Below are 24,988 nucleotides of genomic sequence, written 5' to 3'. Positions count from 1 at the left end.
GCCGTACGCCACGCCCTCACCAGCGACCTCCCCGACGCCCCCTTGCGCCGCCCCGCAGCCCTGCTCGCCCACCGACTCACCGCGCAGCTGCCACCCCCGCCACCGTTCGGAGCCGCCCCGGCCGGTCCGCCACCACCCCGCTACGCCGTACGCAACTGCGACGGCTGCGACCGCGGCTTCCGCGCTGTCGGGGCCGAGGACCGCTGCCGCGGCTGCCGGGCAGCCGGGTCCGCCGTCTGAGACCCAGGTCCCGGCCCTCGTCCACCACCTTCAAAGACCCGAGGCCACCATGTCCGACTCACCCGCCGAATCCATGCACCGCCTCTTCCGGCACGATCCCGGCCTGTTCGCCCGCGTAGCGCCGCTGCTCGGGATCGCCGTTCCCGACATCACCAAAGCGACTGTGCTCTTCTCGGGCACCGGCAACTGGGGTTCTCTCGCCTGTCGGGGGAACACACTGCTCCAGTGCGAGACGGCGGGGCAGGAGAGCTTCCTTCTGTTGATCGAGGCACAGGACCGGCGGGATCACCGACGGCCCGCGCACTGGGCACACCACGCCGCATATCTGTGGGCCGAGTACCGGTTGCCCACGGCCCTGCTGATCGTGTGCCCCGACCAGGACACAGCACGTTGGGCCGCACAGCCCGTGGCCAGTGGACCCGTTCAGCCGCCCGCGCTCACCCTCCACCCCTTCGTCGCGGGACCTGCCGACCTGCCGCTGATCACCGACCCCGAAAAAATCCGGGCCGACCCGACCCTCACCGCGCTGTCGGCCGTCATGCATCCGTCCGCACAAGGAATCGGGTCTGCGCTGGACACGCTGTCCACGGTCTTGCGGGACCTCCCCGACATCGACGCCAACCCACTCATCGCCCTGACGGCCCAGGGTCTCCACACGCACCCGACCGGGATCATCTGGAAGCATTTCGTGAGCGCGATCATCCTGGACCGGGAACGCGAGAAGGACCGGGTCGAGCGCATCACGAAGTTCCGCACGGAGCATCTCCTGCTTCTCCTGGGAGAGCGGGGTCTTGTCCTCTCGGAGATCACCCGTAAAGAGGTCGCCGACTGCCAGGACCCCGAAACCCTGCTCCGCTGGCTGCTCCGCGCCGTCACCGCGTCCACCACGGAAGAGATCTTCGACGAAGACGGATGACCGACTGCCCGAAGCACGTCACCGTGGCGAGTCACATCAACGCAGGGTCCTGTCGTCTCGGCCGTCGGAGGAGAGTCGTGTCGTTCACTGCCCGCTTCGAAAAGGCTCCATCCACGGGTCCCGCCTCCAGCGACGGCCTCGTGCGGGTGACAGCTTCCCGGAACGCGCCGAGCATGGTGGCGGGCTTCGCATACTGTGACGCCGGGAACCGTGACCGTGGAAGGAGGGACATCATGAGGATCGAACTCGCGCTGAGGCTGCTCGGCCCGCACGCCGGCATGGACGCGCAGGAATCGCTCCAGGCCCTCACCACCATGCTGACCCTCCTGCGTGAACTGGAGGCCACCGAGACGGCGCGGCCGAGCGGGAACGGAACACGCTGGACGTTCAACGAACTACGACTCGGCAGCGTCGCCTGCACCCTGGAACCACTGCGGATCGCCGAGCACTCGACCTACGACGTGGTCGAACGCGTGGCCCGCAGTGCGGTCGGCGGGCTGCACGAGGCCGAGTCCACTGCCCGCATCCCCACCGGTTGGACACTGCGGGCCGCGAATCTCGGGCGCCGAGTCGCCAAGTCGCTCGGCGCGTCGCCGGATGTCGGCATGGTCCTCGAGGTGCGGGGAGACGGAGAGCCCCTGCGTACTGCGGTGATCACCCAGCGGACCGCGCTGCATCTGGCGTCCGCGACGAAGAGCCGCCATCACGCATTCGGTTCTCGCAGGGGACGCCTCAGCGGGCTGCATGAGGGCGGCAAACAGCGGCGGCCCCGGGCCTTGCTGCGCACGGAGGTCGGAGGAGAGGTGATCCCCGTGTACTTCGGGGACGACCTCGATCCCGAGCTGCGTCGGGCGTGGCGGCGCGACCGCGTGGAGATCACCGGTGAGATCACCGAGAACGCTCAGGGGCAGAGCATGTGGATGCGCGCGCGTGACATCGAGCTCCTGCCGACGCAGCCCCAGCTGTCCGACGACGATCTGCGGGGCGGGTTCTGGCCCGACATGACCGGCGGCCAGGACGCCGTGGAGTACGTGGAGGCCCTTCGTGGGGACACCTGACCGCCCCGAGTCGGTCTACCTGGACACCAACTGCTTCGTCGACTGGGCGCAGGGGACGCATGGCGTCCGCGAGGCGGAAAGCATGCTCCGGGCCGGTCGCGCCGGACACGTCCGGCTCTTCACCTCCACGCTCACCTTCGCAGAGGCGCGCGGCACCAACGCGAGCGAGTACCGGCTACGCATCCGGACACTGCTCCAGGAGCCGTACATCACCCTGATCGACGTGACCCGGCGCGTCGGACTCCTCGCCAACGACATCACCGCGGACCGCCCGAAGATCAAGGGCGCGGACGCGGTCCACCTGGCGTGCGCCTGTTTCGCAGGAGCCGAGGTCTTTATGACCCGCAACTTCCGGGACTTCTCCCCGGGGGATGTGTACAAGGGGGTGTTGTTGAGCATGCCCTTCGAGTTCGGCGGCGAAGGCATCTTTCCGACCTCCGACATCGGCTGAACGGTTGCGGGACAGGCACGGAGCCATGGTTGCGGCTGCCAGGCGCGTGGCGTGCTGGACCGCCTCACCCCCGCCCCTCACCCCTCCCGGACGGCGAACCCGAGTACCTGTCGCATGCGCAAGCCGGTCCCGTAGGGCCCCAGGTCACCCTTCACCGCCACCTCCAGGCCGTGGCGCCAGGCCCGCGTCGCCTTGTCCACGTCCTCCGGCCGTAGATCGACCCGGACACTGCGCGTACGTGCGTCGTCCTCGTGGAGCAGCGTGCCGTAGACCGTTGCCTCGCGGTTGCCTTGTCCGCTGAGCCGGGTGACCACACCATGGAGAATTGCCTCCGGCTCCCGTCCCCATTTCTCTCTCAGGTCCTTGGCGCCCACCTCCAGCACCTCCAGGTGGGCGCGAGTGAGTTCCACCGGCGGCGAGGCCTGCTCCATGCGGACGTCGGAGGACCAGGCGAAGGAGAGGGAGAAGCGGCGCCGTTCCTCGCCCGCGATCTTCACCAGGGCCTCGCAAAGGTTGGCGGACAGGCCCGCGTCGGCGTACGACGCGAAGTCGGCCAGGGAGTCGCGCCGCAGCGTCTCCTCAGCCGCGGCGTGGGCGCAGGTCACGCCGGCGAAGAGGGTGCGGGAGACCGTGCGGGGGAAAGGTTCGGGTCGTCGCGAGCCCGGGCCGTCCGAGAAGGCGTCGTCGTCGAAGAGCGAGGGCCACGGTGCCGGATCGGGCGCGGGCGGCAGGGGAGTGTGCGCCGCGACGACGTAACTGCCGACGCGGGTTTGGTCCAGGCGCACCGCTGCCACATGGTCCTTCACCGCCTGCGGTTTCTGGCCCGGCTGCACCCGCTGCGGAGTGAGCGCCGATGAAGCGGCGGCTGTGTGCAGCTCCCGCAGGCCGCTGAGAGCCGAGACCAGGTCGAGGAGCGGGGCCGTCCCCGAAGGGCCTGGAGGCACCAGGCGCAGGAACTGCCAGTCCGACGGCGGGAGTCGCATTTCCCGGAGGATGTCCGCCGGAGGGCGCGCTTCCACCAGCGCGAGGGTTTCCAGGATGTCGGCGACGCGGCCCGGGTAGTCCCTGCGCCGCTCGGCCGGCACCAGCACCTCGTAGGGCTGGTCGGGCTCGGTCTCGACGTACCGCTCCCACAACTCCGTGCCGGAGAGCTCGCGATCCGCCCGCCAGCCCTTGCCGCTCAGGTAGCGCCTGAGCGTGTCCGGGCCGAGCGTCCGGGCCTCCTCGAACTCCGCATCCGTGATCACGTTCACGACACCCCCACCATCTCCCGGTAGTACGGCGAGAACAGGTCGTGCAGTGTGGCGGCGGTCAACAGATTGGTGCGTGGGACGTGGACCCTGCGTGCGGTCGTCCCCGCCCCGACGAGCTCCTGGTCGTGCAGGCAGGTCCAGTAGGCGGCCTCGCGCAACAGCAGCCGCTCGGGAGAGACGTCGGACCAGGTGAGCGGGTCCGCCGGGGCCAGGACCAGGAACAGGAAGCGGGGAATGTCGTAGTCCCGGCCGGCCAACTCGTTGTAGTGCTGCGCCTTCATGTCGAAAGCGATGTGGTCGTGGTGCAGTTCGGGCGACGAGGTGCACTTCACTTGCGCTTCGATGACCGGATACCGTCGGCGGCCCGGGCGGCCGGCATGCCCCAGCTGCCAGTCCACGCCGACTCGGTCACGGTCGCGCTGGGCGGCGTCGAGGTTGGCCGCCACGGCCAGCATCCGGACGAACTGCTCACCGAAGTGGCCCCTGTGGCGGTTGTCGCCGAAGTCCGGGGACAACTTCGCCCACCCCGTGTCCGGCCCGTGCTGCGGTGGTGGAACGGAGCCGAGCGGTACGCCGTACGTCCCTTGCGGCGCCTGGTGGGGAACCCCGCCCGTTCTGCCCTCTGTCATCCGTCCCCCCGCGTGCCTTCCACGCTCCGCACCGCCCCCACGCCGTACGCACCACGTAACTCTTCGGAGGACTCAGAGTAATGAGCGTCACATTCATTGCCAATGCCAGTGATCACGTTTCGGCCGGAAGTGTTCTGCGGCGGCTGGTTGTCGACCGTCCGGCCCGGTTCGTTCCCCGTCCAATTCGCTGCCGAATGTCAGTGCCGCGACTTAATCTGTGCCCGTGACCCAGGAATTCATCGACGCTGCCGGCTCCGGGCCGGACTCCGCCGACGCGGTGCTGGCCGCGCCCACGCCGCAGCAGCTGCGCGACAAGCTCGCCGCGCTCGTCGTACGCGACCTCCTGGGACCGGAGGGGGACGAAGCGGAGGAGCTGACCGGCAACCCCCTGGATCACTACATCGTCGGGCGCCTGGCACCCGGCGGCGTGCGGGACGAGGGCGACGGCACCGTCAGGCCGGTGGGCAAGGAGGTCGCGCCCGACACCCTCGACGAGCCCGGCATGATGCCCGATCAGGAAGCAGAGGCCGGTGATCCGGAACCGTCCGCGCCCAACGTGCCCAGCCTGCACCCGTCCACCCTGGGCATGACGGTCCGTCTTGAGGACGGTGTCCCGGAGGTGGCCGTCGATTGTGTCTGGGCGCGGTACGAGCGGGGCGAGTCCAAGATCGAAGGCAATCCGCAGAGGGTCTACCACCGAGTGCCCTGCGCGGGCCGGGTCACGGTGAAGCTGGTCGAGGGGAAGCTGGCGGCGCAGCCGGTGCACGCCAAGGACTTCCCGCACATCGTCGTACGGGGGCGGGCCCGGCGGCACGAGGGGTCGTGGCTGGTCTCGCTGTTCCTCGTCAACGGGCAGGAGGACCGGCCCGGTTGCGCCCACTGGATGTTCCAGGCGTCGATGACGGTCGCGGGCCCGCCCGGCACCGCGGCCTTCCTGCCCCGCCGCGCGGTGGAACCGGCGGGCGGCGACGCCGACGAGCGGCGTTCCCTGGCCATGACGTACCGCTTCCATCCCGAGTTCGCCGTCGGGCACGGGATCGGTGTGCACGCCGTGCAGGCGCCCGATGACGCCCGGCGGGCGGTCCGCGTCTCGACCACAGCCACGCCGACGTACGAGGTCCCGCACACCGACGTGCCCAACCCGCACATCGACGAGCGTGACCACGATCTGCCGGAGCTGGCCGATCTCGTCCTGGACATGCGGGAGCTGAGCGAGCTGGAGCTCGAGCCGCTGCGGGCCGCGCTGCTGCCACTCGTCCAGGGGTACCGGTCGTGGATCGACCGGCAGCTGGCGTCCGTGGACGACCCGGGCTCCGGGCTCGCCGACTACGGGGGCGAGGCGCGGGAGAACATGCGGCGGGCGCAGGGCGCCGCCGACCGCATCCAGGACGGCATCGACCTGCTGCGGGACGACCCCGAGGCACTCGACGCCTTCCGGTTCGCCAACCGGGCCATGTGGCAACAGCGGGTGCACACCATCGCCGCGGGGGAGCGGCGGCGCGATCCGGCACAGTCGCTCCAGGAGGCGGTGGAGCGGGTCGACCTGCCGAAGAACCGTAGTTGGCGCCCCTTCCAGCTGGCGTTCCTGCTGCTCAACCTGCCCGCCCTCGCCGATCCCGCCCATCCGGAGCGGGCGGACGACCGGGGCGCGCTCGCCGATCTGCTCTGGTTTCCCACCGGTGGTGGCAAGACCGAGGCCTATCTGGGGCTCACGGCTTTCACTCTGGCCGTCCGGCGGCGCAAGCCGCACCTGGGCGGGCTGGACGCCGAGCACGGGGTCGCGGTGATCATGCGGTACACGTTGCGGCTGCTCACCATCCAGCAGTTCCAGCGTGCCACCGCGCTGATCTGCGCGTGTGAGGTGATTCGCCGCGAGGCTCCCGACCACTGGGGGCACAACCCGTTCCGGATCGGTCTGTGGGTGGGGGGCCGGGTCACCCCCAACACCACCGACCAGGCGGACGACTGGGCCAAGGAACGCAAGAGGGACAAGGGGTTCGGCGGATTCGGCCGGATGGGATCCCCGCACCAGCTCACCAGCTGTCCCTGGTGCGGCTCCAAGATGGAGGCCGGACGTGACATCGGCGTCGACACCACCTTGCGCCGTACCTTCGTCACCTGCCCCGACGCCTTCGAGTGCCCCTTCGGCGCGAGTGCGTTCGGGCTTCCCGCCCAGGAGGTGGGTCTGCCCGTCCTCGTCGTCGACGAGGAGATCTACCGTTTCCCGCCCAGCCTGGTCATCGCCACGGTCGACAAGTTCGCGCAGCTGCCGTGGAAGGGTGACACCCAGGCCCTGTTCGGGCAGGTGTCCCGGCGCTGCACCCGACACGGCTACGTGACACCGTCCGCCGTGGACGCGGACTGGGAGTCCTCCAGCCACCCCACGGCCGGCGACCACCCCGCTGCGTCCACCATCGACACCGGCCGCGTCCGCCCGCCGGACCTCATCGTCCAGGACGAGCTGCACCTCATCTCCGGCCCGCTGGGGTCGCTCACCGGGCTGTACGAGACGGCCGTGGACCGGCTCTCCACCTGGGAGCCGGAGCCCGGTCACAGCGTGCGTCCCAAGGTGATCGCGTCCACGGCCACCGTGCGCCGCGCCGACCGGCAGATCAACGACCTCTTCGCCCGCCGCACCGCCGTATTCCCGCCGTCCGGACTGAGCGCCGACGACACCTTCTTCGCCCGGCGCCGACGCACCGCCGAGACGCCGGGCCGCCGGTACGTCGGCATCTGCGCGCAGGGGGTACGCACCAAATCCGTCGCCATCCGCGTCTTCGTCGCCCAACTGGCGGCAGCTCAACGCTTGTACGAGACGTACGGGGCGAGTGAGCTGACCGATCCGTACATGACCCTGGTCGGCTACTTCAACAGTCTGCGCGACCTCGGTGGCATGCGGCGACTGGTCGAGGACGACGTGTCGGCCAGGCTGCTGCGGGCCGACCGGCGGGGCCTCGCCGTGCGGCGGATCGGCGAACCTGCCGAGCTGACCAGCCGGATGGCCTCCGATGCCATCCCGGACATCCTGGAAAAGCTCGACATCGATTTCGGCCGGCGACCCAAGGGGTCGCCCCGGCCCATCGACGTGCTTCTCGCCACCAACATGATCGCTGTCGGAGTGGACGTCTCGCGCCTCGGCGTGATGGTGGTCAACAACCAGCCCAAGTCGACCGCCGAGTACATCCAGGCCACCAGCCGTGTCGGCCGTCGTGCACCAGGGCTCGTCCTCACGGTCCTCAACTGGGCCCGGCCCCGTGACCTGTCGCACTACGAGACCTTCGAGTCCTTCCACGCGGCCCTGTACCAGCACGTCGAGGCGCTGTCCGTGACGCCGTTCGCCGACCGGGCCGTCGACCGCGGCCTGACCGGAGTCCTGGCCTCCCTGGTTCGCAATCTCAAGCCCGACTACAACGCCAACCGCGGCGCGCAGTACGTGGACCGGCGCGGTGAAGTGGTCAGCCACGCTCTCCGCTCCCTCGAACTGCGAGCCCGGGACGTCACGGACGACCGCCATGTGATGGAGGAGATCCGCGCCCGGCTCGACACCCGACTCGACTACTGGGAGCAGAAGCGACGCGCGCCGGGGGCCGTACTCGGATACCGGGCCGCCCGGCGCCAGGGCGATGTGGCGCCCTTGCTGCTGGAGCCCGACAGTGGCCCCTGGCGGCTCATGACCTGCCCCACGTCGCTGCGGGAGGTGGAGCCCCCGATCCGGCTGATCTTCTCGGGCGAGCCGGGCGCCGACGGTGACGAGCCGGCGTACGCGCCCCGCCCGCAGGGCGACCCCGACGACCACGCCCCCGGCAGCGACCAGGACCCCTGGGAGAACGCATGACCAGCCCGGCTTCCCCAGCGCTCCGCGTCGGCGAGCTGCGTCCCAGCCAACTGCTGCACACGTACGGCATCGGGGCCGTCACCGACCTCCCCAACCTGTCCACCATGGTCCTGGGCCTGGACAACTGGGACCCGGTCCGCGCTCGTGTCCTCACCGAGGACCGGCTGCTGGCCGCCGTACGTCGTCGCCTCGGCGGTCAGGTCGCCGCCCTGCGCACCCCGCCCCATCTGCCGGAAGACCCTTCCGACCCGTACGGCGACTGGACCCGGGTGGGGGTGCCGGTCGGGCTGTTCCCGCGCTGGCTGCGGTGCTCGCGAGAACGCTGCAACCAGCTTGCCCCGGCCTCCAGCGGCCTCTTCCAGCTCAAGCCCAACCTCTACCGGCCCGAGAAGACGAAGTACGTCCACGCCAACTGCGGAGGAGGCGGAAAGGGCCGGCCCACCGCCCTGCCCGCCCGCTTCCTGGTCGCCTGCAAGGACGGCCACATGGACGACTTCCCCTGGGTCTACTTCGTCCACAGCGGGGCCGAACCCTGCGCGGACGGCACACTGACGCTCACCGAGTCGGGCACCACCGGCGAGGCGGCCAACGTCTTCGTCCGCTGCACCTGCGGAAAGGTCCGCTCGATGGCGGACGCCCTCGGCCAGGCGGGCGAGCGCAACCTGCCCGCCTGCCGCGGCCACCATCCGCACCTGGGCACCTTCGCCACGGAAGCCTGCCCCAAGCATGCCCGCACCATGGCCCTCGGCGCCACCAACAGCTGGTTCGCCTCACAACTGCGCGTCTTCAGCATCCCCCGAGCCGAGGAGCCTCTCCCGCAGGCGGTCCGGGAACACTGGCACCTGTTGTCGCCCCTGGCCGCGGTCCCCCCCGACGCGGCCAAGATGCTGCTGCCCACCCAGGCATGCTGGCCCGAACTGGAGCAGTACGGGACCGACGCGGTGTGGACCGCGATCACCAGAGAAGCCCGGACGGTGGCGGGCGGCCAGGCCGACGAGGAGGAAGAGGACGACCTCACCACGCCCGAGTGGCGTGCGTTCACCCATCCTCGTGACCACAGCCTTCCGGACTTCACCACCGTACGAGAGCGCCTGCTTCCGGACGGCACGGCCGACTGGCTGGACAGCGTCGTTCTGGTGCACCGGTTGCGCGAGGTGTCGGCCCTGACCGGCTTCACCCGGATCGAGGCCCCCGAATGGCTGCCCGACGATTCCGTCCAGACCCCTGCGGGAGCGCCGCTCGGCCGGACCGATGCCACGTGGGTCCCCTGCGCCGAACTCCGAGGTGAGGGAGTCTTCCTGGCCCTCGGCGAACAGCGCATCGCGGAGTGGGAGCGCGAGGAAGCCGTGCTCGCCCGCGAGGAAGTGCTGAAGAGGGCCCACCTGAACTGGTGCCTGGCGCGCCGGGTGGAACCCCGCTGGCCCGGCATCCGGTACGTCCTGCTGCACACCCTGGCGCACGTGCTCATCCGGCAGTTCGCCCTTGAATGCGGCTATGGCGCGTCCGGCATAGCGGAGCGCGTCTACGCCCGTTCCGGCCCCGATCCCATGTCCGGGATTCTGCTGTACACGGCGGCACCGGACAGCGAGGGCACGCTGGGCGGTCTCGTGTCGCTGGGACGCAGTGAGCGCTTGGGGCCCGCCGTCGACCAGGCGTTGGAAGAGGCCAGGCTCTGCAGCTCCGATCCGATGTGCGCCGAACACGACCCGCTGGTCCACTCCCGGCTGCACGGTGCCGCCTGTCACGCCTGCCTGTTCGCCGCGGAGACCTCCTGCGAACGGGGCAATCACTTCCTGGACCGGGCCCTGCTCGTGGAGACGCTGGCCGGTGACTCCTGCGCGTTCCGGCCGTGACCGGCAGCCCCGGCTCGCTGGGCGGCGGACACCACGAGCCACGGGCCTGCGACGAGGAACGCCGAGCGTACGTCCCGGCGGCTCGCGGTCCCGCTCCGGAGTACCGTCTTCCCGGGCTCTTGGCGGCGTTGTGCGACCGACTGCCGGAGGACCGTCTCGCCGAGTGGGAAGAGGCGCTGGAGCGGGCGGACGGCCCGGAGGACCCGGTTCTGGGGCGCTTCGCCGCCTCTCAGACTGCAGCGGGTGCCGCCGAGCGTTTGAGGGCCCTGGTCGGCGTGTGGCGTTCGGAGTCGCCCGGACTGCCCGGTGTGGGTCTCGTACTGGCGCTCCGCACTGCCCGTGCGGCGCCGCGCCCGCTTCCCGCCCTGCCGGTCGTGAGCGGACCCGTCAGCGCGGCCACGCCTGCGCGACTGACCAGCGGAGTGGCACTGGACGTCATCCGTTGTGCCTCGGCTTCTCTCCTCATCGCCAGCTACGCCGCTCATGGTGCGGGAGACGTGGTCGGGGAGATAGCCGCCGCGGTCGACCGGGGCGTGCAGGTCGACCTTCTGCTGGAAGAGACCACCCATGCCGCGGCCGCCTTCGCCGCTCTCGGGCCCGACGTGCGGATATGGCACCGGACCACTTCCACAGGGGTACTGCACGCCAAGGTCGTGGCAGCTGACCGTCATACCGCTCTGTTGGGCAGTGCGAACCTGACTGATCGTGGGCTGACGGAGAATGTGGAAGTGGGGGTGGTTCTCCGAGATCCCGGTGTTGTCGGACCGCTGGTCGACCATTTCAGGTGGCTCATCGCGCCTCGGAGTGGTCTCATGCGCCGGGCCCTTTGACTGGAAGAAAACCCTTCCCGGGGCAGCTCCGAGCCCCTCAGCGGCCCGGCAGGGCCGCCAGTTCGCGGGCTGCCTCTGTCAGGTCCTTTGCGGTGTCGATGGCGCGCCAGTAGGAGCCCTGGGGGAGGGGGAAGCCGGCCAGGCGGCGTTCTCGGGCCAGGCGGGGGAACGTGGTGCGCTCGTGGTCGCCGCGTTCCGGGAGCATCGCGGCGAAGGCGGACGAGAAGACGTACACGCCGGCGTTGATCTCGAAGGTCGACGGCGGTGCCTCTATGAAGTCGGTGATGTGGCCGAAGCCGTCGGTCTGCACGGCGCCCCACGGCAGTCGCGGGCGGGCCAGGGCGAGGGTGGCGACGGCGTCGCGCTCGGCGTGGAAGTCGGCCATGTCGCGCAGCGAGAAACGGGTCCAGATGTCGCCGTTGGTGGCGTACCAGGGCCGGTCGGGGTGGGGGAGGTGTGCGGCGGCGTACCGCAGGCCGCCGCCGCGGCCCAGGGGCTCGGGCTCGACGACGGTGGTGGCGGAGAGGGGGAGGTCGGCCGCAGCCAGCCAGTCCTGCAGGACCTCTGCCAGGTGGCCGCAGGAGATCACCACGTCCGTCACGCCCTCCTCGGCGAGCCAGGCGAGCTGGTGGCCGATGATCGGCGTGCCCGTGCCGGGGATCTCGACCATCGGCTTGGGCCGGTCGTCGGTGTACGGGCGCAGCCGGGAACCCTGTCCGCCGGCCAGGACGACGGCTTGGACGGGGTGGCGGGACGCGGCGTGCGGATCGGTCATGCCCGAACCTTACGCGGCGCCCCGCGGGCTCTCTCGGCTGCCTCTCGGCGGCTTCTCTTCGGCTTCTTCGGCGACCGTGCCGTCGGCACCCCCTAGCCGTGGGCGGCCAGGACGCCCGAGGCGAAGGCGGTGTCGCAGACGGGCCGGGAGTAGGACTGGGCGCGCTTCGGGCCGTAGACCTTCACCGCGGCGCGGCCGAGGGCGCGGGCGATGGTCGCGCAGTGGTCGGCGAGCGACGGGCGTTCGTTCACCGCCTGCTGGAGGTGGGTCAGGGCGACGCCCGGGTCCTTCTCCTGCAGCTCGGTCAGCAGCCGGTCGCGCAGCACCTCGTGCGGTGCGCGGGCGGCGGCCTTCGTGGCGGCCTTGGACGAGGACGCTTCCGACGCGGCGAGCATCGAGTCCGCCGGGTCGCCGGACCAGTCGACCCGGGTGACCGCGAGTGTCCCGGAGAGCACCAGGACGACGGGCAGGACGAAGGCGAGAGAGCGGCCGATCCGGCGGGCGGGGCCCCGGCCGCGTCGCGTCTGTCGGGTGGCGGAGTGCTTCACGGAGTGCTTCACGCGAGTGAGGGTAGCGCCCGGTGATGATTTGGCGACATTTAGTCACCCTTACGGGGGATGAAGAGTGGGTTTGGAGTGGGTAGGGGGTTGACGGTCGACAAGCCGAAGAGCCCCGCAGCAGGCTGCGGGGCTCTTCGTTCGGTCAGCCGGGGCTCAGTCGGTGAGGCGCTCGCCCGTGGAGGTGGAGAAGACGTGGCTCTCGCCCGCGCGCGGCACGACGTGGACGGTCGCGCCCTTCTCCGGCACCGCGCGGCTGCTGACGCGGACCACGAGGTCCTTCGTCTCGTCGCCGACCTCGACCGTGCCGTAGATGTAGCCGTCGGCGCCGGTCTCCTCGACGACGTTCACCGAGACCGCGAGGCCCGCGGGGGCGTCCGCGGAGTCCTTCGACAGGGTCTTGGCCTCGCCGCCGTTCAGCTCCACCACGTCGAAGTGCTCCGGGCGGACGCCGACGGTGACCGTGGTGTCGCCCTTGTCGGAGGCGGCCTTCAGGGCGTCGCGGTTGACCGGGACGACGCTGTTGCCGAACTTCACGCCGCCGTCGGTGATCGGGACCTCGACCAGGTTCATGGCCGGGGAGCCGATGAAGCCGGCGACGAAGAGGTTGGCGGGCTTGTCGTACATGTTGCGCGGGGTGTCGACCTGCTGGAGCAGACCGTCCTTGAGGACCGCCACGCGGTCACCCATCGTCATGGCCTCGACCTGGTCGTGGGTGACGTAGACGGTGGTGATGCCCAGGCGGCGCTGGAGCGAGGCGATCTGCGTACGGGTGGAGACGCGGAGCTTGGCGTCCAGGTTGGACAGCGGCTCGTCCATGAGGAACACCTGCGGCTCACGCACGATCGCGCGGCCCATCGCGACACGCTGGCGCTGACCGCCGGAGAGGGCCTTCGGCTTGCGGTCCAGGTACTCGGTGAGGTCGAGGATCTTCGCGGCCTCCTCGACCTTCTGCCGGATCTCCGCCTTGTTGACGCCCGCGATCTTGAGGGCGAAGCCCATGTTGTCGGCGACCGTCATGTGCGGGTACAGCGCGTAGTTCTGGAACACCATGGCGATGTCCCGGTCCTTCGGCGGCAGGTGGGTGACGTCGCGGTCACCGATGCGGATGGCGCCGCCGTTGACGTCCTCGAGCCCCGCGAGCATCCGGAGCGAGGTGGACTTGCCACAACCGGAGGGACCGACCAGGACGAGGAACTCGCCGTCCTCGATCGCGATGTCGAGACCGTCGACGGCGGGCTTCGTGGAACCCGGGTAGACGCGGGTCGCCTTGTCGAACGTAACTGTGGCCATGGTGATGGGCCCCCTTCTACCGGCAGGAACGTGCCGGACGATCCGTTGTAGGAAGGTGGTGTGGTGTAGTCCACACAGGTGAAGCTGGCAGGACGGTACCTGGCGTTCACCTGATCTGTCAGTACCTGTGGACCTGTGAACTTCGCCGAAATTTTCGAATCCCGTCGTTCACCGGCTCTGTGTAGAGTGGTCGGGCCGCGCGCGCAGTCGCGCGAGCGCGCCTCCTTAGCTCAGCTGGTCAGAGCGCCGCTCTTGTAAAGCGAAGGTCGTCGGTTCGAATCCGACAGGGGGCTCCAGCAGCAACCACAGGGGCTCCAGCGCGTCACCAGTGGTTCGTACGGGTGCCGGTGACGATCGTGGAGTACATCTCGTCGTTCGTCGCGACCTGCGCGGCCAGGCCGTGGTTCTTCATCGCCTGCGCGGTGAGCGGTGCCTGCTCCTCGCTGGTCTCGATCAGCAGGCTGCCGCCCGGCGCCAGCCACGCCCGTGCGCCGGCCGCGACCCGCCGGTGCACCTCGACACCGTCGCCGCCGCCGTCGAGCGCGTGCCGCGGTTCGTGGTCGCGGGCCTCGGGCGGCATCATCGCGATCTCGTCCGTCGGCACGTACGGGGCGTTGACGACCAGGACGTCCACGCGGCCGCGCAGCGCGTCCGGCAGCGCGTCGTAGAGGTCGCCCTCGTACACGCGGGCGTCCGGGCCGACGTTGCGCCGGGCGCAGCGCACCGCGGCCGGGTCGACGTCGGCGCACGACAGCTCGATCCCGGGGGCCCGCGCGGCGACGGCGGCGCCGATCGCCCCGGTGCCGCAGCACAGGTCCACGACCACGGCGCCCGGCCGGCCGGCGGCCAGCTCCACCGCGGCGTCGACCAGGAACCGGGTGCGCCGGCGCGGGACGAACACCCCGGGCTCCACCCGGATCCGCAGGCCGCAGAACTCGGCCCAGCCGAGGACCACCTCGAGCGGCTCGCCGTCGACCCGGCGGCGCACGAGCCGGTCCAGGTCGCCGGGTGCCGCGGCGGCGTCGAGGAGCAGCCGCGCCTCCTCCTCGGCGAACACGCATCCCGCGCCCCGCAGTACGGCCACCGTGTGTGCCAGCACATCGTCGGCGGGGGTGGGCGTGGGTGACATCGGAGCCTTCCGGGAGGTGCGCCGCCCCCGACGCGCGGACCCGTCGGCTCACGGGCGCGGGAGGGGAGGAGGGGGCGGCCAGCCTAACAAGGGGTGTGCTTGTCCTACTTGCCCTCCGGCAGCGGCTCCGCCTCGCAGGTCGCGCCGCGGGCCGGGAGCTTCCCGTCGAGCAGGTACGCGTTGACGGCGGACCGGACGCAGTCGTTGCCGCTGTCGTAGGCGCCGTGGCCCTCGCCCTCGTAGGTCAGCTCGAAGCCCACGCCCTTGCCGAGCCGCTCCGCCATGCGGGCCGCGCCCTCGTAGGGGGTGGCGGGGTCGCCGGTGTTGCCGACCAGGAGGACCGGCGGCGCGCCCGGTGCGCTCACCTCGGGGTGGTGGGCCGCGCCCGGCACGGGCCAGCCGTCGCAGGAGAGGGCGCTCCACGCCAGGCCGGGTCCGAAGAGCGGCGAGGCCTCGAGGAACTCGGGCAGGCGGGAGCGGACGTCCGCCACGGTGTAGCGGTCGCTGGAGTCGTCGCAGGTGATGGCGCGGAAGGCGTCCTCCTCGTTGCTCTCCTCCACGGCGTCCGAGTCGTCGGGGTCTTCGGGGTCGTGGGGGTTGTCGGGGTCGCCGCCCCTGCCGCGCTGGCCCAGGGCTTCGGCGAGGTCCTGGAGGACCTCGCCGTTGCCGTCGGCCGCCGCCTCCAGGGCGACACGGAGCGTGGGCCAGTAGTCCTGTCGGTAGAGCGCGCCGGTGACGGCGTCGACGAGTGCGTCGCCGTCCACCGCGTCGCCGTCCGGGACGGGGAGCGGGGTGTCGTCGAGGGCGGCCTGCAGGGCGACGGTGGCGGCCACGATCCGCTCGGCGCCGGCGCCCAGCGCGCAGCCCTGCTCGGCGCACCAGGCGGCGAAGTGCTCGAAGGCGAGCTGGAAGCCGCCGGCCTGGGCGAGGGCCTCCTCCATCGTGTCGTGGGTCGGGTCGACCACGCCGTCGAGGACCGCCCGGCCGACGCGCTGCGGGAACAGGTGGGCGTAGACGCCGCCGAGTTCGGTGCCGTAGGAGATCCCGAAGTAGTGCAGCTTCTCGTCGCCGAGGACCTGCCGGATCAGGTCCATGTCCCGGGCGGCCTGCGTGGTGCCGACGTGGGGCAGGACGTCGCCGGAGTTCTTCTCGCACGCGGCGGCCGTGGCCCGGTTGAAGGCGACCAGCGCCTTCAGCTCGTCGGTGCCGTCGTCGGGGGTGTCGTCGACCTCGGAGTCGTCGGGGAGGTCGGGGTCGGTGCAGCGTACGGCCCTGCTGTTGCCGACGCCGCGCGGGTCGAAGCTGACCAGGTCGTAGCGGGAGCGGAGCTTCTCGTAGTCGGCGGCGAGGCCGGGCAGGGTGGCGACGCCGGAGCCGCCGGGGCCGCCGAAGTTGAAGAGCAGCGAGCCGATGCGGTCGTCCGCGTCGCCGCTGGAGCGGGCCCGGATCAGCGCGAGGTCCAGGGACTTGCCGGCGGGCTTGTTCCAGTCCAACGGGGCGCGCAGGGTGGCGCATTGCCAGGCGGTGCCGTCCGGGAGCGCCCGGGGGGCCTCGCCGCCGCCCTGGACGGGCGCGGGGGCGGGGCAGTCCCGCCAGTCGGGGCGCTGGTCGCGGAGCGCCGTCAGGGCCTGTTCGTCGGTCGCCGTGCCGCCGTTCCCGCGCCGGTCGCCGTCCCGGGCCGCCGGCGCGCAGGCCGTCAGGGAGGAGGCGAGCAGGGCGGCCGTGGACAGCAGGACGGCGCTGGATATCGCGCGTGCTGTAGGCATGGCCTCAGCCTCGGGCGGCCCGGCGGAGGGCGCATGGTGTGGCGTCCGATCGGGTGGGGACGGGGACGAACCGCTCCGTCCGCGGCCCCACCCGGTCGGGGCCGTCAGCGGTTGGCGCTGGAGGGGCCGAAGAACTCGATCTCCGCGATGGCCACCTGCTTGTTCGCGGACGCCGCGTGGGCCGACTCGATGGTGAAGCGGACCTTGGTGACCTCGCCGACGCGGAAGGCGCGCCGCTGGCCGCCCGCGCCCTGGTCCAGGGTGATGTCCCGGGTCTTGGTCGAACCGTCCTTCATGGTGATCGTGGCCTTGACGCGGTGCGGGAGCGCGGACTCCTGCAGCTTCTGGGCGCGGGTGGAGACGCCGGGCGTGATGATCAGGTCCAGGAGGCGGGTCGGCTCGGTGAAGCTGACCTCGATCCACTCGCCCCGGCCGGACTGCGAGATGCCCGGACCCCACCAGGTGTTGCTGAGCCGGTCACTGATCAGCTCCGGCTTGTGACCGGCGTAGGAGTGCGAGGCCTTGAAGGCGTCCGGGTAGACCGGGGCACGCTTGGCGAAGTGGTCGCGGGTGGCGTGGTAGCCGTCGGGGATGTACACGAAGCCGAGGATGCCCAGGGTGATCACGACGGCGGCGGTGATCCAGGTGCCGATGCGGTCGAAGACGCGGCGCAGGCGGGGACGGTCGCCCGCCCACGGTGTCTCGCGGCGCCGGCCGCCGAAGAGGCGGCGCCACCAGGGCAGGCGCACGTTGGCCTGGTCGCCGCTCGCCACCAGGGGCATCGCGCAGCGGGCGCAGTAGTGGCGGTCGGGCCGGTTGGGGGTGGAGCACCACGGGCACGGCGGGCCGTTGGCGATGTCCGGCTGGTGGCCGGGGGCGCGGACCTGCGGGCGGTCGGCGTCGGGGCGGCCGGGCAGCACCGGGGCGACGGTCGGGGGCGGCGCGGCGGCCGGGGGCTCGGGGTCCGCGACGGGGACGAGGAGGGAGCGGGCGCGGTCGGACATGGTGTCGGTGAGCGCGTTCGGGGCGCCGGGGACCGGGGCCGTCTCGTCGGTGTCCGGGGTGCGGGCGGCGGGCGGTGCTCCCGCCGTCCCGGCGCCCGCGTGCCCGGCGTCTGCCGCCGTGCCCGCGCCGGCCGGTGACCACCCGGCGGCGTCCCCGTGGCCTCCCGCGCCGTGGCCTCCCGTGCCGTGGCCTCCCGCGTCGTAGGACGCGGCGGCCGGTGCGCCGGTGCCGCCGGGGAACTGCGCGCCGCCCGAGGGCTGTGCGCCGCCCGGGAGCTGCGGGCCGCTTGCGGGCTGCTGCGGGCCGCCCGGGGGCTGGGCGCTGCTCGGGAACTGCGTACCGCCGCCCGGGGGCTGCGCGCCGCTCGGGGGCTGTGCGCCGGCCTGCGGGCGGTTCGGCTGGCGCAGTGTCGGGTTGTCCTCCATGCCGTCGGCCCGGTGGTCGGCGGCACGGTCCGCGGCGGTGGTGGCGGAACCGGCGGTGCGGGCCGCGGCCTTCCCCGAGCCCGCGGCGCCGCCGGCCGGGGCCGCCGCGGGCTGCGCGGCACGGGCGGCGCCGGTCTGTTCCCAGCTGAGTACGGCGCCGCACGCGTCGCAGAAGGACTGGCCCGGTTCCGCGGGGGTCCCGCACTCGGCGCAGTTCTGCGTGGTCATCTCTCCGGTGTCCTTTCGGAGGCGGTCACTTCGACCGTGTAGGGCATGTGGGCGGGACGTGCGGCGGCGACCAGGGAGTCCAGGCGGTGGGTGTCGACCGGTCTCGGGTCGGGCAGCCGCAGGGCGACGTGCAGCTGCGGGCGGGGTCTGCCGGGGAAGGGGCCGAGGGGGCGGGCGTTCCATTCGGCGCCGCCGCTCTCGGTGATCTCCGGCTCGACGCCGAAGGCGAGCCGGACGGCCTCGGACAGGCCCTGCCGCGTGCCCCGCACCCGGTGCAGCCGGGCCGCGGCTGCGACGGCCGCGCGCAGCATGGGCTCGGGCTCGGTGCCGTCGGTCTCCGCGCCGACCCAGGTGCCGAGCCACTGCGCGAAGTCGGCCGGGGTCAGGGCGGGGTCGAAGTAGGTGTCCAGGCAGTCCAGGACGTTCAGGATGGGCGCGATGACGTCGTCGAGGCCGCCGACGAAGCGCAGCGCGAGGTCGTCGTCGGCGAAGACGGCCGGCAGCATCGAGGCGATGGGCAGCGAGGAGCCCAGCCCGTCGACGGAGCCGCGGTACGAGGTGGCCGTCACGCGCCGTCCCCGATCACGCGGACCCGGTGGTCGAAGGAGAAGACCAGCGCGGGCGCGTCCAGGTCGATGCGGTCGGTGGGGTCGCCGCGCTTGCCGGTGAGCGGGTCGGCGGGGTGCAGGACGACCTCGTCGACGAGTTCGACGCCGGGCACCCGCTGGAGCACCGCGAAGACCTCGCCGGACTGCACGGGGCGTCCGAAGCGCCAGCCCTTGCCGTCGGCGCCGCCGGTGAGCGGGTCGAGGTGGCGGTAGAGCGCGTCGTGGGTCTGGCGGCGTACGCGGTCGGCGTCGACGTCGCGGAAGGCGTGGACGGTGGCGACGACGGTGACGCCCTGGTAGTAGGGCGGCCCGACGGACAGCCGGGTGCCGATGAGGCGCCGTTCGTCGAGGTGGCGGGTGATGCGGCTCAGCAGGGCGTCGCCGGGGACGAGTTGCTCGAAGCGCAGCCGGCCGCCGGGGTCGGGGACGGCCTGCGGGACGACGAGGACGCGGACCGCGTGGGCGCCGTACTCGTTCTCCTCGCCCTCCAGGCAGGTGATGCGGGCCGTCTCGGGGGCGGCGCGGCGGGCCAGCTCCTCGTAGTCGCGCAGGGTGACGGCGCGTTCCTGGGCGCGCAGCGTGATCGGGGCCCGCAGCTTCGCCTCCTCGACGGTCTCGCCGTCGACGCCGCCGCGGGCGGCCTCGCGGTTGACGACCTCCGAGACGTACGGGATGGAGGTGCGCAGCACCTGCACGGCGCCGCGGGCCACGTTGCCGGCCCGCCCGCCGCCGGTGCGGTAGCGGCGGGCGCGGATGACGGCGCCCTTGGGGGCGACCGCGCCGTACTGGCGCAGGGTGCCGTCGGCCTCGCGGACGGCGGGGCCGAAGGCGATCTCGCCGGTGGCGGCGTCCAGGGTGATGTGGTGGTCGTCGGGGTGGGAGCCCGAGAAGTGCGGGACGACCTGCCAGTCCTGCCAGCCCTCGCCGGCGGCGGTCTGCAGGAGGACGGGCGGGTCGTCGGCGACGACGGGCGCGTGCTCCAGCCTGAGGCGCTGGCCGGGCAGGCCGGTGGACTCGCCGAGCGCCTCGTCGTACACGGTCTCGGCGTGGACGGCGCCGGTGGTGCCGCCGATGGTGTAGGCCTCGGCGGAGCGGATGGTCGGCGAGGTGGTGTAGAAGGGCTGGCCGGGCAGCGGGTCGGTGACCCGGCAGCGGATCCAGCCGGCCTCGTTGCCGCCGTTGCGGGACAGGACGTGGCCGCCGGGTATGTGCAGCACGATGTCGCCGGGGCGGTTGAGGCCACCGGTGCCGTCGCGGTCGACCTCGCAGGGCTGCCAGCCGTCCTCGGTCCAGGCCTCCCAGACCAGCGGCGGCTGGCGGGGGTCGACGCCGACACCGTCGACGCGGCTGTCGAGTTCGAGGGCGAGCGCGCAGTGCGGAGTGGCGGCGGTGAGGCCGATGAGCATGCAGTCGCCGGGGGACGGGGCCTCGGCGAAGCACAGCACGTCCTTGCTCTCGGCGAGGTCCGTGGTGCGGTCGGCGACGGCCTCGCCCTGCTGCTGCGTCACCAGGTGGCGCAGCGTGCACGGCACGACGCGCAGGTCGTGCTCGGTGGCGAAGACGACGGCCTCGTCGCGTTCCGTGCGCAGCGTGGCGACCTCGCTGCCGACCGGGACCAGGATCGCGTCCTCCTGCGGCGCGGACAGCCAGAAGGTGACGTCCGTACGGGCCGCGGAGGGCGGGAACAGGGTGATGCCGACCAGGTCGAGGAAGGCGAGGTGGTTCTTCTCCGGGACCCGGTTGAGGCGGTAGACGATCTGGTCCGCCATGTGGGCGAGCGTCTCGACGAGCGTGATGCCGGGGTCGGAGACGTTGTGGTCGGTCCACTCCGGGGCGCGCTGCTGGATGTAGCGCTTGGCGTCGTCGACGAACTGCTGGAAGCGGCGGTCGTCGAGGTTCGGGGAGGGCAGGGGCATCAGCGGTCGCTTTCGGGAGAGCCCGGGAGGCCGGCGGGCCCGGCAGGACCGCCGGATCCGCCGGATCCGCCGGGGAGGTCGGGCTCGTCGTGGGAGGGGATGACGTAGAACGGGAAGACCAGGCTGCGCGGGTTGTTGGTGCCCCGGATCGAGTAACGCACGTCGATGTAGAGGACGTTCTGCCCGTCACCGGTGGTGACCTCGACGTCCTCGACCTCGATGCGCGGCTCCCAGCGGTCCAGGGTGACGTACACCTCGTGCTGGATGCGGCCGGCGGTCTGCTCGTTGACCGGGGCGAAGACCAGGTCGTGGATGGCGCAGCCGAACTCGGGCCGCATCGGCCGCTCGCCCGGCGCGGTGGCGAGGACGAGCCGCATGGCCTCCTCCACCTCCTGCTCGCCGCTGACGAGGGCGATGCCGCCGGTCGGCCCGATGCGCAGGGGGAACGACCAGCCGGAACCGACGAACTGTTCGGCCATCAGAGGGCCACCTGCCTTCCTCGGAGACGGTTCATGACGCGCCGGGCTTGGGGGGAAAGACGAAGTTGAACTGGCCGGTCAGGACGGAGAACGTCGCCCCGGTCACCCTGGTCGTGGTGGAGTTGAGCTGCAGGGTGCCCCCGCCGGTGATGCTCGTGGCGCCGCCGCCGGTCAGGGTCGCCGCACCGCCCGCCGTCAGGTTCAGGGCGCCGCCCGCGTTCAGCCCGATCTGGGCCGCGCTGCGCACGTTGATCAGGCCGCCGCTCTGGACGGTGAGCGGGCCGCCGCTCTTGATGGTCAGGGAGCGTTTGGCGGAGAGCGACAGGTCGGTGCCCGCCTCCACCGACACCGAGCGGCTGCCGGTGATGCTGACCGTGCCCTTGCTGTCGACGGTGATCTCGGTCTTGGTGCGGTCGAGGTTGATGGTCAGCCGGTCGTTGCCGGTGGCGATCCGGACGCCCTGCTTGCGGCCCCCGGTGCGCTGGCTGAGCAGGTCGACGCGGTTGCCGGTGCGGTCGGACAGGGTGTGCCGGGCGGCCTTCTTCTTCAGGCTGTCGTGCAGCGGCACGTCGCTCTTGGTCGGCACGTCCCGGCCGTTGTAGAGGCCGCCGATCACGAACGGGTGGTCGAGCGCGCCGCGGTCGAAGGCGACCAGCACCTCGTCGCCGACGTCCATGGGGAAGATGCCGCCGCCCGCCACGCCGCCCATCTGCACGGTGCGCGCCCAGTCGCTGACGTAGGTGTCGTCCAGCCACGGGAACTGCAGCTTGACCCTGCCCTGCTTGAGGGGGTCCTGTACGTCGGTGACGATGGCGTTGGCGACGCTGGGCAGCCGCGAGGCGCTCGCGGGGTCGGCGCCGCCGTTGCCACCCGAGGCCAGCCCGTACAGGGAGCGCCACTGGCGGCCGCTGACCGTGAGCCAGGACTGGTAGGGGACGCCGTCGCCGAAGTGGTGGCGTACCGAGGTGACGGTGTACTTGCCCTCGAAGGGCTTGCCCACGTCGGAGAGGGCGACGGGGACGCCGGGCCGCAGGTCGGGGTGGCCGTGGACGGCGACCTCCAACTCCGCGAAGGAGGAGGTGACGTCGGAGGCGAGGGCCTTCGCGGCGTTCTGGACCTCGTCCTGCTTGTCGTAGGGGTTGGCGGTCTCGACGAGCTTGCCGGGCTTGAACTTGCCCGCGGCCGTGCCGGGGGTCGAGCCGATGCTGATGCCGGGGTCGGTGGTGGCCGGGGCGACCTCGGTGATCTTCTTCTTGGTCGTCACGTTCCAGCCGCGCGACTCCACCTTGCCGATCTGGTCGGCGGCGGTGACGGCGGCCCGCAGCCGCAGGATGTCGTGTCCGGCCTGGAGGACGAAGGCGCTCTTGTCGCCGTCCGTGTTCGGGGAGGGCGCGCCGGCCGACGGTTTCGGCGTGACGAACCGGAACTTCCCCTTGGCGTCCAGGTACATGATCATCTTGTTCTCGTCGGCGAGCCGGGAGAGGAAGTCCCAGTCGGTGACGTTGGACTGGCTGATGAACGTGTAGGTGCCCTTGGTCGGCTGGATGCGGCCGATGGAGACGCCGTCCATGGCCACCAGCTTGCGGGCGATGTCGGAGGCCTTCTGGTTGCGGTAGGCGGCAACCCGGCGCTGGCGCATCAGGCGGTGCCCGTGGTCGTAGCCGCGGATGACGGTGAAGCTGCCCGCGCCGTCGAAGTCGGTCTCCAGGCCGGTGACCTCGCCGGTCAGCAGCGGGTTGCCCTTGCCGTGCCCGTCGGCGATGGGTGTGATGACGACCTTGGTGCCGAACTGCACGTTCAGCTTGCCGAGCAGGCGGTGGTAGGGGTCGCGGAAGGTGAGGCGGAACGCGGCGGGCACGTTGACGCCCTGGTCGACCCAGCCGTCGGTGAGCATCGAGGCGATGGTGTCGGGCAGCTTGGCGCCGCCGATCTTGACCTCGACGACGCTGGAGAAGGCGATACGGACCATTACCGAGGCACCTCCTCGGTGGCGGGCAGCATCAGCTCGATGCCGGTCGGCAGGCGCGACGGGTCGTCGATGCCGTTGGCCTCGGCGATCACGCGCCACGCGTTCGCGCTGCCGTACTCGCTCCACGCCAGCGACTGGAGCGAGTCGCCCGCGACGACCCGGTGCACGCGCTGGGCGGTGAGGGCGCCGGAGGTCGGGTTCTGGCCCTGGGTGGGGCCGGGGATCTCCACGAGCGCCACCTGGCAGGTGGCGCGGATGGGGACGCCGGTGGTGCCGAAGAGCGTGTACTGCGTCTCGATGGACGACACGTACGCCGTGAACCGGGCCGTGGAGAACGAACCCCACTCGAACACCACCCACGGCGGCGACGGCTGCTTCGCGGCCAGGCTCTTGGCGGTCACCTCGCAGCAGACCAGCAGCGACTCGACCTTCTTCATCACGGTGTTGCCGTCGGGCTTCATCGAGGAGTCCAGGAAGATCTCCAGGGTCATCTCCCGCGGCTCGGCGCCCTGGAACTCCGGTTTCGCCGCCTCGCGCACGGCCGCCGTGGGGGTGGCCACCCACTGGGTGCGCTGGCTGATCGACAGCTGGGCGGGGTTGAACTCGAAGGGGAACCTCTTGATCAGTCCGCCGGGTGTCGTCGAGTCACCGGTGGGCGGTTCGTGGATGGCGAGGTTGGCGCGTACGAGGCTCTTGCCGGCGCCCTTGCTGCTGGCCATGGGAGTCTTCCTCTCTGCTGTGCGGGCGCCGTCAGTCCGTGAACCCGTGGTGGGCGATCTCCAGGACCTCGGTGGCCACCGACAGGTTGCCGGGGTCGAGGCTGGGGCCCTGCCAGCTGACGGGCAGTACGTCGATCAGCCCCCAGCGGGCCACCAGGGAACCGTCCGCACGCAGGGCCGAGATCTGCGCGGTGGGCCGCTTGACGCCGGTCTGCACGGAGGAGATCCACTTGGCGACCTTCGCCGTGTCCGGCGTCAGCGGACGGGTCAGGCGGATGTTCGAGAAGGTTACGCGGGTGGGCAGTTGCCAGACGAATCCGTTGTTGCCGCCCTCCTGGCGCTGCTCCACCTCCACCTGGGTCGACAGGCCTTCGCACCCGTTGAAGTAACCGAGGCTCTCGCCGTCGATGGCGAGGCTGAACCATATGGAGGAGCCCGGGTCCTGGCGGGTCATCGGGGGTCGGCCTTTCTGTCGGGTCTCTCGGGTCTCTCGGCGAGCGGTGGTGGACGGGCGCTGCTGCGGGTGGGTCCGGCCGGTGCGGGGCGCCGTCCGGCGGGGGCCGGCGCCCCGGATCAGCGCGGGTCGCGCAGTCTGCCGATCCGTTCGCGGTCCATGCGCAGTTCGGTGCGGACGAGACGGGTGACGCGGCCGATGATCCGGTGCACCAGTTGGTCGAGCTGGAACTCGGTGAGCTCACGCGGGTCGAGTCCGCCGGCCGGGACCGCCGTGTACTCCGGTGGCGCGTCGCCTCCCCCCTGGGAGGCCGTGCCGGAGCCGGAGTACGGGGGCGGCGGCTCGTGGGGCGGCGGTGGCCCGGCCGGGGTCTGCGGGGGCGAGGACGACCGGAGGCCGGGGAAGGTGCTGGTCACGGTGGCCGCCGCCTGGGAGGCGAGCGCGCTGATGGCACCGCTGGTGCGGCCGCCGCGGCCGAACACCCGCTGCACCGCGGGCCCGGCGTCGACGGCCGTGCCGGACGCGGTGGCTGCGGGCGGCTGGGCCGGGGCCGCCTGGGTGTGTACGGGGAGCGGTGCGTGGGGTGCCGCGGGCGGGGGC

At 71.9% G+C, this 24,988-nt stretch carries 20 protein-coding genes, 1 tRNA gene and 2 pseudogenes; 8 read left to right on the top strand and 15 right to left on the bottom strand.

Features of this window, described 5'->3' with window-relative positions:
* From HZS56_RS31455 to HZS56_RS31440, 4 genes and pseudogenes are all read left to right on the top strand, one after another.
* Nucleotides 1-240: pseudogene (locus HZS56_RS31455) on the top strand (helix-turn-helix domain-containing protein); the annotation flags it as partial.
* A 49-nt stretch (nucleotides 241-289) separates the two neighbouring features.
* Nucleotides 290-1,156: a hypothetical protein gene (locus tag HZS56_RS31450; protein WP_216724209.1), complete on the top strand. Its 867-nt coding sequence runs from the start codon at nucleotides 290-292 to the stop codon at nucleotides 1,154-1,156.
* Between the two features lie 233 nt (nucleotides 1,157-1,389).
* On the top strand, nucleotides 1,390-2,214 hold the full coding sequence (locus HZS56_RS31445) for a hypothetical protein (protein WP_216724208.1): 825 nt from the start codon (nucleotides 1,390-1,392) through the stop codon (nucleotides 2,212-2,214).
* Nucleotides 2,201-2,665: a type II toxin-antitoxin system VapC family toxin gene (locus tag HZS56_RS31440; RefSeq protein WP_216724207.1), complete on the top strand. Its 465-nt coding sequence runs from the start codon at nucleotides 2,201-2,203 to the stop codon at nucleotides 2,663-2,665. The genes HZS56_RS31445 and HZS56_RS31440 overlap by 14 nt, the downstream gene beginning before the upstream one ends.
* A 77-nt stretch (nucleotides 2,666-2,742) precedes the next feature.
* Here HZS56_RS31440 and HZS56_RS31435 read toward each other — a convergent pair whose 3' ends face one another.
* Together HZS56_RS31435 and HZS56_RS31430 are read right to left on the bottom strand one after the other, a co-directional pair.
* Nucleotides 2,743-3,918 (bottom strand): hypothetical protein, encoded by a 1,176-nt coding sequence (locus HZS56_RS31435; protein ID WP_216724206.1) that lies wholly within the window; start codon nucleotides 3,916-3,918, stop codon nucleotides 2,743-2,745.
* On the bottom strand, nucleotides 3,915-4,433 hold the full coding sequence (locus HZS56_RS31430; RefSeq protein WP_216724205.1) for a DUF4365 domain-containing protein: 519 nt from the start codon (nucleotides 4,431-4,433) through the stop codon (nucleotides 3,915-3,917). Before HZS56_RS31430 ends, HZS56_RS31435 begins: the two co-directional genes overlap by 4 nt.
* A gap of 337 nt (nucleotides 4,434-4,770) precedes the next feature.
* Here HZS56_RS31430 and drmA point away from each other — a divergent pair, with 337 nt between their 5' ends.
* Genes drmA through drmC form a run of 3 tightly spaced genes read left to right on the top strand, consistent with a single transcriptional unit; the run spans nucleotide 4,771 to nucleotide 11,065 of the window.
* Nucleotides 4,771-8,382, top strand: a complete 3,612-nt coding sequence (gene drmA / locus HZS56_RS31425) for a DISARM system helicase DrmA (protein ID WP_216724204.1) — start codon at nucleotides 4,771-4,773, stop codon at nucleotides 8,380-8,382.
* Nucleotides 8,379-10,235 carry an MrfA Zn-binding domain-containing protein gene (drmB, locus tag HZS56_RS31420; protein WP_216724203.1) on the top strand — a complete coding sequence of 619 codons (1,857 nt, stop codon included), beginning with the start codon at nucleotides 8,379-8,381 and terminating at the stop codon, nucleotides 10,233-10,235. The genes drmA and drmB overlap by 4 nt, the downstream gene beginning before the upstream one ends.
* Nucleotides 10,232-11,065, top strand: a complete 834-nt coding sequence (gene drmC, locus HZS56_RS39155; RefSeq protein WP_374201231.1) for a DISARM system phospholipase D-like protein DrmC — start codon at nucleotides 10,232-10,234, stop codon at nucleotides 11,063-11,065. Before drmB ends, drmC begins: the two co-directional genes overlap by 4 nt.
* Before the next feature lie 37 nt (nucleotides 11,066-11,102).
* Here drmC and HZS56_RS31410 read toward each other — a convergent pair whose 3' ends face one another.
* From HZS56_RS31410 to msiK, 3 genes are all read right to left on the bottom strand, one after another.
* Nucleotides 11,103-11,840 carry a nucleotidyltransferase family protein gene (locus HZS56_RS31410; RefSeq protein ID WP_216724201.1) on the bottom strand — a complete coding sequence of 246 codons (738 nt, stop codon included), beginning with the start codon at nucleotides 11,838-11,840 and terminating at the stop codon, nucleotides 11,103-11,105.
* A 92-nt stretch (nucleotides 11,841-11,932) separates the two neighbouring features.
* Nucleotides 11,933-12,388 carry a hypothetical protein gene (locus HZS56_RS31405; protein ID WP_216724211.1) on the bottom strand — a complete coding sequence of 152 codons (456 nt, stop codon included), beginning with the start codon at nucleotides 12,386-12,388 and terminating at the stop codon, nucleotides 11,933-11,935.
* A 165-nt stretch (nucleotides 12,389-12,553) separates the two neighbouring features.
* Nucleotides 12,554-13,690, bottom strand: coding sequence for a diacetylchitobiose ABC transporter ATP-binding protein MsiK (gene msiK, locus HZS56_RS31400; RefSeq protein WP_216724200.1), 1,137 nt, complete (start codon nucleotides 13,688-13,690; stop codon nucleotides 12,554-12,556).
* Nucleotides 13,691-13,909: 219 nt separating this feature from the next.
* Between msiK and HZS56_RS31395 the strand changes: the two genes are divergently transcribed.
* A tRNA-Thr gene (locus tag HZS56_RS31395) sits at nucleotides 13,910-13,986 on the top strand.
* Nucleotides 13,987-14,012: 26 nt separating this feature from the next.
* On the opposite strand, the gene HZS56_RS31390 is transcribed toward HZS56_RS31395, so the two are convergent.
* The 10 genes and pseudogenes from HZS56_RS31390 to HZS56_RS31345 form a co-directional block, all read right to left on the bottom strand.
* Entirely contained in the window at nucleotides 14,013-14,819 is an 807-nt protein-coding gene (locus tag HZS56_RS31390) for a putative protein N(5)-glutamine methyltransferase (protein WP_216724199.1), read from the bottom strand.
* A 104-nt stretch (nucleotides 14,820-14,923) separates the two neighbouring features.
* Nucleotides 14,924-16,585, bottom strand: a complete 1,662-nt coding sequence (locus HZS56_RS31385; RefSeq protein WP_216724198.1) for an alpha/beta hydrolase — start codon at nucleotides 16,583-16,585, stop codon at nucleotides 14,924-14,926.
* A gap of 104 nt (nucleotides 16,586-16,689) precedes the next feature.
* Nucleotides 16,690-18,243: a zinc ribbon domain-containing protein gene (locus HZS56_RS31380; RefSeq protein WP_253915203.1), complete on the bottom strand. Its 1,554-nt coding sequence runs from the start codon at nucleotides 18,241-18,243 to the stop codon at nucleotides 16,690-16,692.
* Nucleotides 18,240-18,749 carry a phage tail protein gene (locus HZS56_RS31375; RefSeq protein ID WP_216724210.1) on the bottom strand — a complete coding sequence of 170 codons (510 nt, stop codon included), beginning with the start codon at nucleotides 18,747-18,749 and terminating at the stop codon, nucleotides 18,240-18,242. The genes HZS56_RS31380 and HZS56_RS31375 overlap by 4 nt, the downstream gene beginning before the upstream one ends.
* 59 nt (nucleotides 18,750-18,808) lie before the next feature.
* Nucleotides 18,809-20,767, bottom strand: a complete 1,959-nt coding sequence (locus tag HZS56_RS31370; protein ID WP_216724197.1) for a putative baseplate assembly protein — start codon at nucleotides 20,765-20,767, stop codon at nucleotides 18,809-18,811.
* Nucleotides 20,767-21,246: a GPW/gp25 family protein gene (locus tag HZS56_RS31365; RefSeq protein WP_216724196.1), complete on the bottom strand. Its 480-nt coding sequence runs from the start codon at nucleotides 21,244-21,246 to the stop codon at nucleotides 20,767-20,769. Before HZS56_RS31365 ends, HZS56_RS31370 begins: the two co-directional genes overlap by 1 nt.
* 31 nt (nucleotides 21,247-21,277) lie before the next feature.
* Nucleotides 21,278-23,215 carry a VgrG-related protein gene (locus HZS56_RS31360; protein ID WP_216724195.1) on the bottom strand — a complete coding sequence of 646 codons (1,938 nt, stop codon included), beginning with the start codon at nucleotides 23,213-23,215 and terminating at the stop codon, nucleotides 21,278-21,280.
* The gene (locus tag HZS56_RS31355) at nucleotides 23,215-23,934 is read right to left on the bottom strand and encodes a CIS tube protein (protein WP_216724194.1); all 720 of its coding nucleotides are present in this window, start codon (nucleotides 23,932-23,934) and stop codon (nucleotides 23,215-23,217) included. The genes HZS56_RS31360 and HZS56_RS31355 overlap by 1 nt, the downstream gene beginning before the upstream one ends.
* Before the next feature lie 31 nt (nucleotides 23,935-23,965).
* A complete protein-coding gene (locus HZS56_RS31350; RefSeq protein WP_216724193.1) occupies nucleotides 23,966-24,388 on the bottom strand; it encodes a phage tail protein in 423 nt (140 codons plus the stop codon).
* A gap of 119 nt (nucleotides 24,389-24,507) precedes the next feature.
* Nucleotides 24,508-24,988: pseudogene (locus HZS56_RS31345) on the bottom strand (hypothetical protein); the annotation flags it as partial.

The organism is Streptomyces mayonensis (genome assembly GCF_018982965.1).
GTDB lineage: Bacteria > Actinomycetota > Actinomycetes > Streptomycetales > Streptomycetaceae > Streptomyces > Streptomyces mayonensis.
The sequence above is the reverse complement of the archived record's forward strand: the minus strand, read 5'-3'. Positions and strand labels throughout refer to the sequence as shown.